This is a genomic window from Paenarthrobacter sp. TYUT067 (genome assembly GCF_023656375.1).
In the GTDB taxonomy this organism is placed as follows: Bacteria; Actinomycetota; Actinomycetes; order Actinomycetales; family Micrococcaceae; genus Arthrobacter.
The window spans coordinates 94421-110502 of record NZ_JAMOIT010000018.1 but is presented as its reverse complement, the minus strand read 5'-3'; the positions used below and the strand labels follow the sequence as shown (position 1 = coordinate 110502).

Annotated in this window: 11 protein-coding genes; 5 read left to right on the top strand and 6 right to left on the bottom strand. The window is 62.2% G+C overall.

Going from position 1 to position 16082, the window contains the following annotated elements:
* Positions 1–116: 116 nt before the first annotated feature.
* From MOD31_RS16605 to nudC, 3 genes are read right to left on the bottom strand one after another with little or no spacing between them, the layout of a single operon-like run.
* On the bottom strand, positions 117–743 hold the full coding sequence (locus tag MOD31_RS16605; protein WP_142938521.1) for a M48 family metallopeptidase: 627 nt from the start codon (positions 741–743) through the stop codon (positions 117–119).
* Positions 743–2875, bottom strand: a complete 2133-nt coding sequence (locus tag MOD31_RS16600) for an ATP-dependent DNA helicase UvrD2 (RefSeq protein ID WP_166840092.1) — start codon at positions 2873–2875, stop codon at positions 743–745. Before MOD31_RS16600 ends, MOD31_RS16605 begins: the two co-directional genes overlap by 1 nt.
* Complete coding sequence (gene nudC, locus MOD31_RS16595) at positions 2872–3861, bottom strand: NAD(+) diphosphatase (RefSeq protein ID WP_250821147.1); 990 nt, start codon at positions 3859–3861, stop codon at positions 2872–2874. The genes MOD31_RS16600 and nudC overlap by 4 nt, the downstream gene beginning before the upstream one ends.
* Before the next feature lie 193 nt (positions 3862–4054).
* Here nudC and MOD31_RS16590 point away from each other — a divergent pair, with 193 nt between their 5' ends.
* Positions 4055–5200 (top strand): macrolide 2'-phosphotransferase, encoded by a 1146-nt coding sequence (locus MOD31_RS16590; protein ID WP_250821146.1) that lies wholly within the window; start codon positions 4055–4057, stop codon positions 5198–5200.
* Positions 5201–5218: 18 nt separating this feature from the next.
* On the opposite strand, the gene MOD31_RS16585 is transcribed toward MOD31_RS16590, so the two are convergent.
* Genes MOD31_RS16585 through MOD31_RS16575 form a run of 3 tightly spaced genes read right to left on the bottom strand, consistent with a single transcriptional unit; the run spans position 5219 to position 12473 of the window.
* Positions 5219–8722, bottom strand: coding sequence for an ATP-dependent DNA helicase (locus MOD31_RS16585; RefSeq protein ID WP_250821145.1), 3504 nt, complete (start codon positions 8720–8722; stop codon positions 5219–5221).
* Complete coding sequence (locus tag MOD31_RS16580; protein WP_142938516.1) at positions 8719–12060, bottom strand: ATP-dependent DNA helicase; 3342 nt, start codon at positions 12058–12060, stop codon at positions 8719–8721. Before MOD31_RS16580 ends, MOD31_RS16585 begins: the two co-directional genes overlap by 4 nt.
* Entirely contained in the window at positions 12057–12473 is a 417-nt protein-coding gene (locus tag MOD31_RS16575) for an MGMT family protein (protein ID WP_142938515.1), read from the bottom strand. The genes MOD31_RS16580 and MOD31_RS16575 overlap by 4 nt, the downstream gene beginning before the upstream one ends.
* A gap of 66 nt (positions 12474–12539) precedes the next feature.
* Between MOD31_RS16575 and MOD31_RS16570 the strand changes: the two genes are divergently transcribed.
* The 4 genes from MOD31_RS16570 (at position 12540) to MOD31_RS16555 (ending at position 16046) form a co-directional block, all read left to right on the top strand.
* Positions 12540–13250 carry a 3'-5' exonuclease gene (locus tag MOD31_RS16570; RefSeq protein ID WP_166840086.1) on the top strand — a complete coding sequence of 237 codons (711 nt, stop codon included), beginning with the start codon at positions 12540–12542 and terminating at the stop codon, positions 13248–13250.
* Between the two features lie 334 nt (positions 13251–13584).
* Complete coding sequence (locus tag MOD31_RS16565) at positions 13585–14535, top strand: ABC transporter substrate-binding protein (RefSeq protein ID WP_202979310.1); 951 nt, start codon at positions 13585–13587, stop codon at positions 14533–14535.
* Positions 14536–14547: 12 nt separating this feature from the next.
* Entirely contained in the window at positions 14548–15312 is a 765-nt protein-coding gene (locus tag MOD31_RS16560) for an amino acid ABC transporter permease (RefSeq protein WP_202979309.1), read from the top strand.
* Entirely contained in the window at positions 15309–16046 is a 738-nt protein-coding gene (locus MOD31_RS16555) for an amino acid ABC transporter ATP-binding protein (protein WP_024817418.1), read from the top strand. Before MOD31_RS16560 ends, MOD31_RS16555 begins: the two co-directional genes overlap by 4 nt.
* Positions 16047–16082: the final 36 nt, after the last annotated feature.

The window sequence follows — 16082 nt, the reverse complement described above, 5'->3', positions numbered from 1 at the left end:
AGACACCCACCAAGTAGGCTCCACTCTTGGAAACAAAAAGTGCAACGGCCGCCATATCCATGGCGCCCGTTGCTCGGTTAAGGCACCGTCATCGGGTAAATTCAGTCACACGGCGCTTAGTCAGTCACGTCCCCAGCTGGTTCGTCGGAGTTTCCAGAGCCTGGCTCTTCCGGGAGTCCCCGGGATGTAGCAAAGGCAACGCCTTCCAGGAAGGCCTTTGCCCGATGAGTCTCAGGGTATGCCTCGACTAGTCTCCAAAACTCGGCGTTGTGGCCCGCCACCAGCAAGTGCGCGAGCTCATGGACCAGGACGTAGTCGATGACCCATTGCGGCATTCGCTGGAGCTTGTTCGACAACCTGATAGTGCCGTCCGCAGGAGTAGCCGAACCCCAACGGGAGTTCTGATTGGAGACCCAGCGAACCGACGTAGGAACCGCACGCCCGCCGAGGTACGTCCGAGAAAGGTGCCCCGCATGATTGGCGAGGGCTTGATCCGTGGCGGGACGGCGCCTGCCAGCACCTGTTTGCCGTTCTCCCTGCTTCTTTAGCTTGGCCAGCATACGCTGGACCCACTCATGTTCCTGGGACTTGGTGAAGCTGGCTGGGATTGCGATCACGGCGTTGCCGTCTTCCCAAAAGGCAGCAACAGTTCGACGGCGTCTGGCTGATCGACGCACGACCACCGGAGCGCCGTCGTCCGTGGTGCGCGAAACACCGGCACCGGGGGCGGGTGGACGCGTCATCAGAGTTCCGAACTCTCAGCAAGTACGGCCAGAACAGCTTCGCCGTAGCGTTCAAGCTTGGATGGGCCAATTCCAGCCAGGCCAGCCAGTTCCTCCAACGATGAAGGCTTGGCCTCCGCGATGGCCGTGAGTGTGGCGTCCGTGAAAACAACATATGCCGGAACGTCGGCCGTCTGGGCTTCGTCCCTGCGCCACTGCCTCAGCGCATCGAACGTTTGTTCCTCATATGTGGGCGGGCACTGGTTACATCGACCCACCTTGCGTTCGGCTCCACTTGCCAGCATGCTTCCGCATACCTTGCATGACGCCGGTGCGGCAGCTTTCCGTCGGGTGGGACCTGTTTTGCTGCGCGCGTTTGCGGAAGCCACGGAATTGGGGCGAAGTCCGTCGAGGAAACGGGACGGCTTGCGGTTGGCCCGACCGCCCGGTGTTCGGGCCGTGGACCATGAGAGATTCAGGTGCTCTCGCGCCCGGGTTATGCCGACATAGAGCAACCTTCGCTCTTCGTCCACATCCTCGGGGGCGTCGGCAAAGGAAATAGGCATGAGGCCTTCGCTGAGGCCCACCAGGAACACTGCATCCCATTCCAGGCCCTTGGCGGCGTGAAGGGAAGCCAGAGTTACACCTTGAACGGTCGGGGCGTGTTGCGCGACCGATCGCTCCTGGAGTTCGTTCACGAACTCACCCAGGGTGAAGGACTCTCCGCGGCTAACAGCTAGCTCATCAGCCAATGCGACCAAAGCTGCCAGGGATTCCCACCTTTCGCGCAGTGCTCCCCCGTTGTGTGGAGCGGCCTCTGTATACCCGAGTGACGCGACGATGTCACGAACGATTTGGCCTAGTGCTTCCTGGGGCCCTTCTGCCACGGCACGGGTTGCCGCCCGCAACTGGAGGATCGCATCACGGACTTCCTTCCGCGCAAAGAACCGTTCCCCTCCCCGGAGCTGGTAGCCGATACCAGCCGAGGCAAGTGCTTGCTCGTACGCTTCGGACTGGCCGTTGGTGCGGAACAGAATGGCAATCTCGCTGGCCTTGACCCCGGTGCTGAGCAGTTCCTGGATTCTGCCTGCGACTACCGCGGCCTCTGCCTCGTCATCCGGGCACTCCATGAAGCGTGGCTCCGGACCGGACGGCCGTTGGGCGACGAGCTTGAGGGGCGAGGCCCACGCGGCATCGGCAACGGGTCCGCCGCTACGGCGGGATCCCAGGAGATCGTTGGCCAACTTCACCACTTGCGGGGTCGAGCGATAATCGCGAATGAGCTTCACGACCGTTGCCTCGGGGAACTGCGATTTGAAACCCAGAAGGTGCTTGGGGGAAGCTCCGGTAAAGGAATAGATGGTCTGGCTGGCATCGCCCACCACACACAACTCGTTCCGACCACCGAGCCACAAATCCAGGAGCCGCTGTTGCAGCGGCGAAACGTCCTGGTACTCGTCCACTACGAAGTGGCGGTATTGTTCCCGGACTGTTGCCGCCACTTTGGGGTCCTCCTGAAGGATCCCCACGGTGATGAGCAGGACGTCTTCGAAGTCGATGACGTTTCGATCGGTTTTGATGTCCTCATAAGCTTGGAAAACCCTGGAGACCGCGGTGAGATCGAAGCCTCCCGGAGTTCCACGTCCTTGGGCATTCTCCAGATAGTTGGCCGGGGTAAGCATGGACACTTTGGCCCACTCGATCTCGGCCGCCAGATCCCTGATGGATGCCCGATCAGTGCTCAGGCGCAGCCTGCGGGAAGCTTCGGCAATCATGTTGGCTTTGTGGTCCAGCAGGCTGGGCAAAGTGCCACCGATTGCCTGCGGCCAAAAGAACTGCAACTGCCTCAGCGCGGCGGCGTGGAAGGTGCGGGCTTGCACGTTTGCAACGCCGAGATCGCGGAGCCTGCTGCGCATCTCGGCCGCGGCCCTGGCAGTAAATGTGACGGCCAAAAGCCTCTGCGGACTGTACACACCGGAGTGAACCCCGTAGGCAATTCGATGGGTAATGGCGCGAGTTTTACCCGTGCCTGCTCCTGCCAGGACGCACATGGGTCCCGTCAGCGTACTGGCTACTTCGCGCTGCTCGTCGTCCAAGCCGCCGAGGATGCGATCCTCAAGTGAGACACCGCCGTCAAAGATTCCTTCAGTCACGGCTGGAGGTCTTCGATGACGCCGCCATACCAATGCTCAATCAGTGAACGTGCTATGGACAAGCGCGTTGAGATGGTGATTTCACCGCTCAGCACGGCCTCCTGCATTTCCTCGCGGCTGAACCACCGGGCACGGGTGACCTCGACGCCATCGGGCCGCGCCACGGTGTCGTCCGTCGTGGCCGTGAACCCCAACATAAGGGAGGCAGGGAAAGGCCAGGACTGAGAACCGAGGTACTGGCAGGCGGTCACACGGACGCCGACTTCTTCCCCTATCTCTCTCACGACGGCTTGCTCAAGCGACTCGCCGGGCTCAACGAATCCAGCGAGCGTTGAGTAATTCCTGGCGTCAAGGGGCCCGCCTCCACCGAGAAGGAGCCGGCCATCGGGGCCCACCACCGTGACAATGATGGCCGGATCAGTCCGCGGATAGTGTTCTGAGTTGTCCTTGGGACACCGCCGAACCCAGCCGCCTGCCTCGATTTCCGTGGGCGTCCCGCACTGCGGGCAATGCGTGTGGGTTGCATGCCAGTTGGAGATTGCACTGGCCTCAATGAACAGAGCGGTGTCGTTCGCGTCCAGACGCGCCGCGACATCCCGGAAGCCTGCCCATTCCGTACCCAGCGGGACCGTAACGGTTCCCGGCGCTGGCGGTTCCGCAACAGTGAACAGCACAACCGACGTGCCTTCGGGCAATGAGGACGACGTCAAGGTGGTGCCCAGGTAGATGGCAGAAACAGCACCGCCGCCCGAGGCGGTGAGAGCGTTCCAGAGCGGCGCGGCGTCCCCGAACCAGAGACCGTCACCAGACACCAAAGCTTTGCGCTGCGAAATGACCATGGCCTTCGCCGAGCCGGAGGCAACAAGCTCCTCAACCATTCCCGGTTTCATACGGATGCCCGAGCCGCGATCCACCATGGCGGGGCGGATGGGAAGGACAGTCTCCATCAGGTGATTGGCAAGCGCCGGCGACTCCGTATAACTCATGTATCTACCGTACTGACTCACACCGACAAAAAACATTTGGAAGGCCCCCCGCTGTGGACACCTGTCTGTGATGTTGCCCGATGGGGTGTCAATACCGGGATTTGCTTCGTATTTGCTGCGCATTTCCTGCGGATCTGAAGACTCGCCGCACCACATCATGGCCACAGGCCGCACTCAATCTACCGTGGAGAACGTGAGAAGAACACCGCTCGAACTGGCCGCCATAGCAACCGCGGCGGTGCCCGGCCTGGCGCCGACGGCCGCAGCATACTCCCCCGACGATGACGCTGACTTCGACTCAGCGTTGCTGCTCGATGCGGAGGGTAAACGCTGGCGGGTTCGTTCACCGCGCCATCCGGAGGCAAGCACGCGGCTTGAAACCGAGTTCATGGTGCTGCGCGCCTTCGCGCCGGCAATCCGTGCCGAACTTCCCTTTCACGTGCCCACCATCGCCGGCACAGTCCGGCAAGGTGCCCTGACGACGTTCGTTTACACGCACTTGCAAGGCTCAATGCTCTCGATCGAAGAACTTTCAGCCGGCAGCCCCGCCCTGGCACGGGAAGTGGGCACAGCTCTGGCGGCTATTCACGACCTTCCATTGACTTTGGTCATCAACGCGGATCTTCCCAGCTACTCGGCAAATGAGTTCCGGCAACGAAAACTCAATGAGCTGGACCAGGCAGCAACCACCGGCAAGATACCGGCCACACTGTTGCGTCGGTGGGAGCATGCCCTTGAAGACGTCGCCCTTTGGCGATTCAATCCCTCAGTAGTCCATGGGGACCTTCACGAGGACAACCTCATGGTGCAGGACGACACCGTGACAGCGCTGACGGGGTGGACAGACCTGCGGATCGGTGATCCCGCGGATGATTTCGCCTGGCTGGTGGCGTCCAACGAAGCATCATTTGTTGAGGCGGTCCTGAAGGACTACACCCAGGCCCGACGGGACGTCCCTGACGCCCACCTTCTCCGCCGGGCGGCGCTGCTGGCCGAGTTTGCCCTCGCCCAGTATTTGGTCAAGGCCATGGCGGCTGGGCACCAGAGCATGACGGCCGAGGCAGAATCCATGCTGCAGACACTCGCCGACGACATTGATGAGCAGATGCGCCGCGATGAAGAAGCTGCGCTAGCCGCTGAGAATGAAGCCGCCATGCTGAGGGCTTCAGATTCCCCGGCGGGCGTTCCCGCTGTCAGTGTCGCGGCGATTCCGGATGCAGGCGAGTCCGAAAGCTCCCAGGACGGCGACGGCGGCACTACCCCAAGGTATGACGAGACCTCGACTGCCGCGATCAGCGTGGTCAGCGTAACGCCGCTTCGCGCGGCCGAACGTTCCTGAGTTCCGGGCTTCGGTCATTCAGCTGCCGCTCTTCAACGCCCTCGCGACAATCAGCTCCAACTCCTCGGCACTGCCAAGATCGTGTGGGCGTACGACGGCGTCATCCGCAACGTAGTAGAAGGCAGCGCTGACGTCCTCCAGGGGAACGTCCTTGAGTCGAGCCCATGCGAGCCGGTAAACAGCCAGCTGCACCGCGCGGGTTGCCAGTTGTATACCTGCCGGGCGTCGTCCGGTCTTCCAGTCAATGAGCTGCCAACGGCCATCGGCATCACGGAACACGGCATCGATGCGCCCGCGTACTACGACGTCGCCAATCCGGGTTTCCACAGGTACTTCGACGAAAGCGGGAGCCCTTTGGGCCCACTCGGACTTCTTGAACGCCGCCACCATGTCATCCAGCCCGTAGGCCTGATCAATATGGGAGTCCGAACCCGGCGCTTCATCAAGGTCCAACATGCCCGTTGTCCCGAAGTACTCCTCCACCCAGGCATGAAAGGCCGTACCTTTGCGGGCCGAAATGCCCGGTTCACGGGGCACCGGCCTGCGAAGCTGGTGCAAGACGGCCGCCGGGTCAGCCCCCAAATCTACGAAAAGTGAAGCGGAGATATGGCTGGGCAAGTGGACATCCTGAACGGTTTTCAGCTGGCGCTGGCGATCCAGCAGGAGTTCTGCCTCCTGTGCCCACCTCCCGGCCGCACCGGTTAGGTCGCCTGAAGGATCCTTGCCGGGTTCCTCCATGTATCGACGAACCATGGCCGCAGCCTGATCCATGGCCAGCCTTCTGCCTGGGGTAAGCCTCAGGCGGGCACCGGTCCGTGGGTCCGAAGGCCCCTCCAAGGGGTCATAGGGAAATTGGGCTACCTCGAGCACTGCGGTCAAGGGGCTTTCCTCGGGCAAGGCCTCCTCGGCTACCGATTGGGGATGGACCACAGCACTGCCCTGCGAATGAGTGACACTGGCGCCCTCTGCCGTTGCAGCCATTCCGGCAAGCGGTGCGAGTTCGGAAAGGAAGGAGGACATTCCGGCCATTCCCGATCGAGAGCCGTTCCAAGCAGCACTGGAGGCCCACAAGACAAATTTGGCACGGGTGTAGGCAACATACGCGAGCCTCCTCTCCTCTGCCTCGCCGTGATGCTGGACCTCGGATTTGAAGTCCTTCTCGGCGTCCAACCATCCTTTTTGGTCAGGCTGCTCCAGGTCCCATTGGGGAAGGTCAGCACGATCGCCCCGCAATGGCCACGGCAAGGCCGCGGCGCCGGTGCTCCACCTCGAATCCCTGCTGCTGGGAAAAGAACCAGCATTGAGTCCAGGGACAAAAACCACGTCCCATTCCAGGCCCTTGGAGGCATGGACAGTCAACAATTGCACCGCCTCCCGGTTGGTCTCAGCGGGGGCCACATCCAAGCCGCCTTCCTCTGAGGCCGCGGCTTCAAGCCACGACAAGAACGCCAGCAGATCAATACGCTGTGAAGTCTGCAGGAACCCTGCTGCTGCATCCTGGAATGCATCCAGGTTGCGGCGTGCTTGGTGAATACTGATTCCTGGTTTGGCGGCAACCTCAATGTCCAGCAGCATGGCACGTTCCACCTCTCCAAGGAGTGTGGTGAGGTCGTCTCCGATGTAGCTCCTGAGCGAGCGGAGCTCCGAGGCAAGGCTGGTCAGTCGATCCAGGGCGGCAGGGCTCAGGCTCCGCCCATGCCCTGAAGTCCAGTCCGGCCGGGGGAGGAAATCAAGGGCCTCCACGAGGCTTGCGGCATCGGTGATATCGCTTTCAACCACGACTGCTGCGGGTTCTTCGTTGTCTTCGAAAGTGTCATGGCGGGCTTCCGGGGTCGACCGGCGACGGGCCAGGAAGCGGGACCAGTCGCTGAACGCCATCAAATCTGCCGGACCAATCCGCCATCGTGCCCCGGCCAACAACCTCATCAGAGCATCGGAACGTCCCGGATCGGCGAGGACCCGCAACGTCGCCACCAGGTCCACGATCTCCGGTGTGTCCAGCAAGCCGCCAAGTCCAACGATCTCGTAGGGAATGCCCTGGAGTTCGAACTCCCGGCGGAGGCACTCCATCTGCGCCCGCCGGCGACACAGGACCGCCATGGTGGGCTTGACGGGGGTGCCGTCCTTCTCCTCCTCGAAAACAGTTCTTTGATAGCGACGGACATCGCGGGCTATGACGGCGGCCTCGTCCTCATCCGTGCCGAAGCGACCGATCACTACACTCCCATCCACCGCTGCAGGGCTGGGTACCAAAGCGGGGACTGAGACATTACCGGCTTTCTTCCTGTCCCCTGCCGGACCCTCCGATGCTGCCGCCCTGTTCAAGGGCGCTGCGATGGTGTTGGCGGCTTCGAGGATGTTTCTGCCGTTCCGCCAGGCAGTGGTCAGATAAGAGGTGGGTGCAATGGAGAAGGAACCATCGCTTCCGGAGGGGTCCAAGCGCTGCACGGGAAACTCCTGCACAAAGTGGAAGAGCTGCCCTGCAGAAGCGCCGCGGAACCCATAGATCGACTGGTTGGGGTCTCCCACCGCGGTAACTGCGTGACCCTGGCCGAAAAGGCGTGAAAAGAGGACAAGCTGTGCGTGGGAGGTGTCCTGGAACTCGTCCAGGAGCACCACCTTGTAGCGGGCACGTTCAGTGGTTGCAGCGAGCGGAATGTCACTGGCGATACGCGCTGCCAGCGCCACGAGGTCGCCGAAATCGAGGACCCCGCGTTGACGTTTGGCCTCCTGATAGCGAACCACCATGTCGGCAACGCTGGCTCGGGTCCGGAGCATAGCCGCGAGGTCTCCCGCGGCCTGGCTGGGATTCTTCTTGGCCCCGGCCACATAAGGAAGCTGCTCAAAGGTCTCAACGCGTTCCAGAACCCACTCGCGCACCTCCCCGGGGTCCTGAAGGTGCTCCGCGCACTCTCCGGCCAGCTGGATGACTGCATTTACGAGGGTGGACTTTGCGGCGGTGAAGTGTTCGTAGTCGCCGTCGTACGCCTCCACCACTTCGCTGGCCAATTGCCAGGACTGTGCACCGCCAAGCAAGACGACGTCCCGTTCGATGCCCAACCGCAGGCCGTAGTCCGACACAATGCCGCTTGCGTAGGAATGGTAAGTGGACACTTTGGGTTCGAGCTCGTCAGCACCGACGAGCCCCTCCGGGAAGCCAATGCTGCCGTCGTCCTCCGCCGCGATCCGCTGGAGTGTGGCCAGCTTGGACCGAATCCGGCTCGCCAGCTCGCCAGCAGCTTTCCGGGTGAACGTTACCCCCAGAACCTCTTCCGGACGCACCCAGCCGTTGGCCACCAGCCACACCACACGGTCGGCCATGGTGGCCGTCTTGCCGGAACCTGCTCCAGCGATCACCAGGCGGGGTGAGAGGGGCGAGGCAATAATCGCCGCTTGCTCGGGTGTCGGGTGGTTCTTCTCGCCAAGGATACCGGCCAGTTCGGAAGGCGAAAATCTGGGCGCGGGGACTGCCTCTACACCCAGGGGGCTGGAGGCGAAGCCGTCCAGGAGCTCGGTTGTCATTCGGTGACCTGCTTTCCTCGGGCGCACAACGGGCAAATGTCGGGCAGACGGCATCCATGGCCGCCATGCCCTGACTTGCCGGGGTCGTGCCGTGCATCGAACGTTGACCCTGCCATGAGCGTGGCCGCCTCGTTGACCAGGCTCTCTGCCCAGTTCTCTGCCGGATCCAATGGATCCTGCTGCTGCACTCCGGGGCTCTTTGTTTTGGTCCCAAGCTGGGCCAACACGGCGCCACCGGGAGCGAAGCCTGTTCCTGCCCCGGTATCAGTGAGCCCCTGTCCCGTTGCAGCGTCCTGGAAAGCACCTTTGAGGACCGCAGCCTGGTAGGCACCCAGCTGCGGGTGCCGGGCAACCTCGGCCTTGCCGGGTTGCCGTTTGCCGGTCTTGAGGTCCACAATCACAAGCCTGCCCTCCGAATCTATTTCGAGGCGATCCACCTGGCCGCGTAATACCGCATGACGTACGGCCACCTCTTCAAGAGCTTCAGGACCACTGACGCCAACGGCATCAACCGTGACATCAGGAAGCTGAACTTCAAAGTCGTGCTCTACTGCCAGCAAGCTTCGTCCGTCGTTGCGCATGATGAGCACATACTGGGCCAACTTCCGGACCATGAGTTCCGCCCGCTGGAAATCAAGTTTCCCCTCCCAGTTATCCTTCATGCCCAAGCTTGGCCAACGGCGGACGAGTTCGGCGACGTACTCGGCTCCCGAGGCCTCGGGAAGCTCCTGCGCAATGGCGTGGACCAACGTGCCCAGACTGCGTGCGAAGTCGGTGGCCGCTTCCCCGCCGGCTGCTTGGACAAACCAGTCCAACGGGGATTTGTGGACAGCTTCCACTTTGGACGGCGAGACGGAGACCGTACCGCCAGCCGGCACGACGGCTGCCTGGGAACTCAGTGGCGCCAAACCCCACCACGTGTCCGGGTGCGCCCCCGGAACCGGCGGGTCCGTAGTGGCGAGCCTGGCCAATATCCGTGCCGCCTCGTGCGCGGAACGGGATTCCCCGGGTGCTTCGTCTTCTGCCTGGGCATGCTGCCTCAGTTCCGCAACGAGTGCCCTTAAGGTCATGGGTCGATCAACAGCTGTATAACCGCGTTTGTACTCACCGGATGCGAGCGGGGCCACGTAGTCCAGGAAGGCAGAAGGCTGTTCGTCCTCGGAAGACACTGCAGTGCAAATCAACACTTCACGGGCTCGCGACACGGCTGTTGAGAAGCTCCTGAGTTCGTCGTAGCGGATATCCCGGAGCCTGCTGAGGGGTCCACGCCGGAGGGCGTAGTCCACTCCATGTTCCACGGCATCGGCATAGACTGTGCTGCCCAGCAGCTCTCCACGCAATCGGGTGTTGGGCCACACACCTTCCTGGAGACCCGCCACTATCACCACCGGCCATTCCCGCCCCGCCGCACTTGCGGGAGTCATGATCTCCACGCATGCCTCCAGCTGTGCCCGTGCGGCAAGGGTGTCCATGGGCAGTTCCTGGTTCAGCAGGTAGTCGAGGAATTGCTCTGGACCGGAACCGGGAAGCTGGTCGACAAAGCGCTCGGCTGTGTGGAACAGAGCCATCATGGCGTCAAGGTCCCGATCTGCGCGCGCCCCCGCGTTGCCCCCTTCAAGTGCCATCTCCGACCAACGCGATGACAACCCCGTTGCGTGCCATAAGGCCCACAGAACAGATTCCGCGTTGGCGCCCGGCTCGGCGGCAGCAGTGGTACCGGCCGCGATCATACGGGCGAGCCTGCGGGCAGAGCTGCCTTCAATTCCCAGCGATGCCAGTGCCCCCGGTTGGAGCAAGGCTTCGACCAACAGAGCGTCGCTGGAGCGGCCGCCGCCTCCTAAAAGCTCCTCGCGGCGTAGGGATTGCCGCAGCCTCCGCAATTCGATGGCAGTGGCGCCTCCGATCCGCGATGTCAGGAGGGATACTGCAGTTTCCGGTGTGAGTTTTGCCGGGTCCAGAACAACGGCAAAAGCCTCCAGCAGCGGGCGGACAGCGACTTCGTCACGGACAGCTGAGTCCGCTACGGGAACGCGCACTGGGATTCCTTGGCCGCTCAGATACCGCTGCAACTGAGAGATCTGTCCGCCGTTCCGCACGATCACTGCGATGTCGCTGAACTCCCGCGATTCCCGCAGTTGCGCTTCAAGGATGCGCTGCGCGACGTACCGGAGCTCGTGGACTGCGGACGGCAGCACGTGCCCTTCTACGCGACCATCGCCGACGGTCGCCTCACGTGGGCTTTCCGGATGTTGAGGTTGTTCCATCTGTCTGGCCAGCTGACCACCGGAACGCTGCGAGATGCGGGCCGCTACCCGCATCCACGCCTCGGCTACTTCCGGCGTATGCCGGTGGGTCGCCGATAAGGGTCGTTCCAGGACGGATTGCTGGGTGCCGCCCAGCAGCGATGGCAACTCTGAAACCAAGTCCGGGCGTGCGCCGCGGAAACCTTGCACTACCGTGTCCGGTGAGTAGGTGACCACCACATCCTTGCCTTCTCCAATGTCGGCAAGGAGTTCGAATACTGCCGGATTTGATTCCTGGGCGTCGTCCACGAGGATGAGTTGGAGGCGTTGCCTCTCGGCGGCGAGGAACTCCGGCGAGTCTTGGAAAATTTGCCGTGCCGTGGTGATGATCCCGGCGGGGTCAAACGCCTCCGGCATGCGGAGGTCCAGGACGTCCCGGTACTCGCTGTACAGCTGGGCCGCCGCCATCCAATCAGGGCGTCCGCACTCGTAGGCAAGCCCCACCAAGTCATCCGCGGTGCGCCCCGATTCGATGATGCGGTCGAATAGCTGCCTGATCTCGTGACGGAAGCCGCGGGTAGGAAGTGCTGCTGCGAGGTCCTCCGGCCAAGGCAGATGGAAGCCGGGACGGGAGTGGCCTTCCAGCAGTTCCTTGATGATGAGGTCCTGTTCAGGGCCTGACAGAAGCTTCGGTGGCCGCGACAGCGGCAGGATGCCTTCAGCCTTTGCCCGCCGGATGACGTCGAAAGCGTACGACGCCCAGGTGCGTGCCGGCGTCGTACTGAGGCTGCGGTCCAGGCGCCCTGTGAAGGTGTCGCGCAAGGCAGCGGCGGCGTGGCGCCCGGGAGCGAGAACGAGAATCTGTTCCGGGTCCAGGCCGTCTTCACGAACACGGCGGACTGCCGATTCCACCAGCACCGTTGACTTGCCCGTCCCAGGCCCGCCGGGCACCAGGACGGGGCCGCTCCCCTGCGGGAGGGAAACGACTGCACGTTGATCCGGGGACAAAACGGGTGCCGCGTAGTGGGTCTCACGCGGCGGGAGCAGGCGGAGGGCTGCCGGTGCTTGGCGGGTTTTGGCAGGAGTGGCGGTCACACAGTCATTTCATCATCGGGCACCGACAATTTATGGAGTTGACGCTCCAACTGGTCAGAGATCACATCAAGTTGATCGAAGTCGCCATCCGAAGGCGCCCAGCGTGCTGCTGTCAGGTCGACCCTCCAACGGCCTTCCCCCGTCCTCAGGAATGCCTCGTACGCGCCATGAAGCGGGGTCGATTCCTGCAGGTAATGTTTCAACGCGTCAACCTCGTGACCGGGAGGCGCCTCCCCGCTGGCCCTGAGCACGCGCCACCAGGCCACTGAGCTACCGTAATGGCTCATGACTGCGCCCACCTGCCGCGGTCCGCCAGCACCCAGGAGCTCCGCGACGTCACCATAGGAGACCGCCGAGCCTGACGGAACAAGGTCTACAACGGCCAGAACCGCCGTCACATACTCCATCCGCATGTGTTCAGCGTAACGGCAGGAGTGTCGTGCCCAAAGAGTGTCGGACCCAGCCGGTAGCTTGAAGGCATGAGTTCCTGGAATACCCTCTCCCGTGCCGCATTCGACCTCGAGACCACCGGGAAAAACTCGCGGTCAGCGCGGATCGTCACCGCTTCCATCACAGTAGTGGATGCTCACGGGGAGCTCATCGCAGAGCACGAGTGGTTGGCAGATCCAGGGGTGGAGATCCCGCTCGAAGCAAGTGAGGTGCACGGAATATCCACGGAGAAGGCCCGCGCCGAAGGCCGCCCGGCAGCAGAAGTCACACGCGAAGTCGCCGGGGTACTCCAAGGACTGTTCGACGACGGCACTCCCGTCATTGCTTTCAACGCCAGTTACGATTTCACCGTGTTGGCGGCAGAGTCTGCCCGCTACGGCGTTCCCCAACTGAGCCGTTTCCCCGTGCTGGATCCGTATGTCATGAACAAGCAAGTGGACCGCTACCGCAAGGGAAAGCGCACCCTCACCGCTTTGTGCGAGGAATACGGCGTGGACCTGACAAACGCCCATACCTCCGCGGCGGATGCGCTGGCTACCCTCCGCGTTTTGGATGCCATGGCCGGCAAGTTTCCCAAGCTGCAGATGCCGGCGTCCACACTGCATCAGCTGCAAGTAGACTGGGCGGCGTCCCAGGCTGCTGATTTCCAGCAATACTTGCGGCGGAGCAAGCCCACCGCCGTGATCGAGGGTGAGTGGCCGGTGCTGCCGCCTGAGGACGCCAGCCGGGGCGGCTTCTAGAACAGGAAGCACGCCAGGCATTACTTTTTGCGACGCATGTCACAGCGAATTCGGGAACCCAAAAGGTGGGACTGGCCGCGCGGAGATTCCAGGCGTGGCCTCGAACCCGGAATAGTCCAGAGTCCATCGGGCACCTGATGGGAACTTTGTTCGGTTAATTCGATTGCTGGCATTCACTTCTTCGATTCACCGCGGGCTAGTGGGCTGGTGACATAATTAAGTTTGGCGGGTTGAAGTCTGCTAGGGCAGCCAACCTTTGTTCTGCTGCTTTTCTGCTGCCGCATTCCCCGCCCACCGCGAAACGTCTCCGTTACCCGATGAAAGTGATTTCTTCATGAAATTCAAAGCCCCTAAGTGGCTGTCTGTTGCCCCCGTGGCCGCAGCCCTGGTGATTTCCCTGGCAGCATGCGGTGGAGGAACCTCCGAGCCCAGCGGCTCCCCCACCGATGCGCTGGCTGGCAGCGACCAGAAATCGCTCGATACCTTCACCACCGCCGATGTGACGCCTCTGGACAAGATCGACAAGACCAAGCTGGGCCTGATCACCGACGGCACCCTGCGCGTAGGCACCCTCTCAGACGCCCCGCCGAACATCTTCATCGATCCTTCCGGTAAGTTCACCGGCTACGACAATGAGCTCCTGCGGGCCATCGGCGACAAGCTGGGCCTTAAGGTGGAGTTTGCATCCACCGACTTCTCCGCGCTCCTGTCCCAGGTGGGCAACAAGCAGTTCGACGTCGGATCCTCCTCCATCTCCACCACGGACGCCCGCCGCAAGACGGTCGGCTTCACCAACGGCTACGACTTCGGCTACATGGCTATCGTGACCAAGAACGACTCCAAGGTCACCGGCTTCGCCGACGTCAAGGAAGGCCTGCGCATCGGCGTCGTCCAGGGCACCGTCCAGGACGACTACATGACGAACACGCTCAAGATTGAGCCAGTCCGTTTCCCTGACTACAACACGGTCTACGGCAACGTGAAAAACGGCCAGATCGACGCGTGGGTTGCTCCTTCCCAGCAGGCCGAAGGCCAGGTCAAGGAAGGCGATAACACCAAGATCGCCGAGAAGGTTGTCAACACCCAAAACTTCACTGCATACGCCGTGAACAAGGACAACCAGCCGCTGATCGACGCTTTGAACTCCGGCTTGGATGCTGTCATTGCCGACGGCACCTGGGCCAAGCTCACGGCCGAGTGGTACAAGGACCGTCCGACTGCTGCCGAGCAGACCCCCCAGGGCTGGAAGCCGGGCAGCAAGGCCGTCCAGCTCCCCGCCAAGTAACCAGGGCGTTCCATGGATATCCTCAATCAACTAGCCGAGACCTTCTTTGACTGGGAGGCAATGGGCGAAGTCATCCCCAAGATGTTCGCCGTCGGCCTTCCAAATACCATCGTCCTGGCTGTCGTCTCAGGCATCATCGGGACTGCTCTCGGGATGCTGCTCGCCCTGATGGGGATTTCCCGGAACGCAGCGGCACGGTGGATAGCCCGCATCTACACGGACATCCTCCGCGGGCTTCCACCGGTGCTGACCATCCTGGTGATCGGGTTCGGTTTCGGCCCCATCATTCGCGAACTCACGGGTTCAACCAGCCCGTACCCCATGGCCATCGCGGCACTGTCCTTGATGTCGGGCGCTTACATCGGTGAGATCTTCCGTTCAGGCATCCAGAGCGTGGACAAGGGACAACTCGAAGCAACCCGAGCCCTCGGGTTCAGCTACGGCTCGTCCATGCGCCTAGTGGTGGTGCCTCAGGGCATCCGCCGCGTTCTGCCCGCCCTGGTGAACCAGTTCATCGCACTGATCAAGGAATCCTCGCTGGTGTTCATGCTCGGTCTTCTGGCCACGGAGCGTGAAATCTTCCAGATCGGCAAGGACGCAGCCGCCAACAGCGGCAACCTGTCCCCTTACGTGGCCGCTGCCATCTTCTATCTGGCGCTGACCATTCCACTCACGCACTTTGTGAACTGGATAGACGCCCGCATGCGCTCCGGCCGGCCGGAGAAGAAGGAACCGGACGAGGCAGCAGCCGTGGTAGGAAAGGGAGCCCAGGCATGAGCGAATTTGCATCAGGCACACTGACAGCCAAGAACATCCATTTGTCCTTTGGCAGCAACCACGTACTGCGCGGCATTGACCTGCATGTTGAGAAGGGCACCACGGCCTCGGTGATCGGCCCGTCCGGCTCGGGCAAGTCCACGCTCCTGCGCGTCATGAACCGGCTGATCGAACCGGACCAAGGCGACATCCTCCTGGACGGACGTTCGGTCCTCAAGGACAATCCGGACGAATTGCGCCGCCGTATTGGCATGGTGTTCCAGCAGTTCAACCTGTTCCCCCACAAGACTGTGGCAGAGAACATCTCCCTGGCCCTGCGTAAGCTCCGTGGCATGTCCAAGGAGCAGGCACGCGACGAAGCCCTGGCCCAATTGGACCTGGTGGGTTTGAAGCACAAGGCTGACTCGCGTCCGGCAAACCTCTCCGGTGGCCAGCAGCAGCGCGTAGCCATAGCGCGCGCCTTGGCCATGAAGCCCGAGGTGATGTTCTTCGACGAAGCCACTTCCGCACTGGACCCGGAACTCGTCAAGGGCGTCCTTGCCCTCATGACGGACCTGGCCCAAGGAGGCATGACCATGGTGGTGGTGACCCACGAAATGGGCTTCTCCCGCAATGTCTCCGACGTGGTGACCTTCATGGACGCCGGTGTGGTGGTTGAATCCGGCCCTCCGGAGCAGCTGTTCACCAACCCGCAAACGGAACGCCTTCAGGGCTTCCTTTCGGACGTCCTCTAAGGACCTTTTCACAACAGGAAACGCACCACGTACAAA

Bases quoted from the DNA above. Each gene is read 5' to 3' on its own strand.
- nudC (WP_250821147.1), bottom strand. From the start codon at position 3,861: ATGAGTTATACGGAGTCGCCGGCGCTTGCCAATCACCTGATGGAGACT.
- MOD31_RS16585 (WP_250821145.1), bottom strand. From the start codon at position 8,722: ATGACAACCGAGCTCCTGGACGGCTTCGCCTCCAGCCCCCTGGGTGTA.
- MOD31_RS16575 (WP_142938515.1), bottom strand. From the start codon at position 12,473: ATGCGGATGGAGTATGTGACGGCGGTTCTGGCCGTTGTAGACCTTGTT.
- MOD31_RS16555 (WP_024817418.1), top strand. From the start codon at position 15,309: ATGAGCGAATTTGCATCAGGCACACTGACAGCCAAGAACATCCATTTG.
- MOD31_RS16560 (WP_202979309.1), top strand. From the start codon at position 14,548: ATGGATATCCTCAATCAACTAGCCGAGACCTTCTTTGACTGGGAGGCA.
- MOD31_RS16570 (WP_166840086.1), top strand. From the start codon at position 12,540: ATGAGTTCCTGGAATACCCTCTCCCGTGCCGCATTCGACCTCGAGACC.
- MOD31_RS16605 (WP_142938521.1), bottom strand. From the start codon at position 743: ATGACGCGTCCACCCGCCCCCGGTGCCGGTGTTTCGCGCACCACGGAC.
- MOD31_RS16565 (WP_202979310.1), top strand. From the start codon at position 13,585: ATGAAATTCAAAGCCCCTAAGTGGCTGTCTGTTGCCCCCGTGGCCGCA.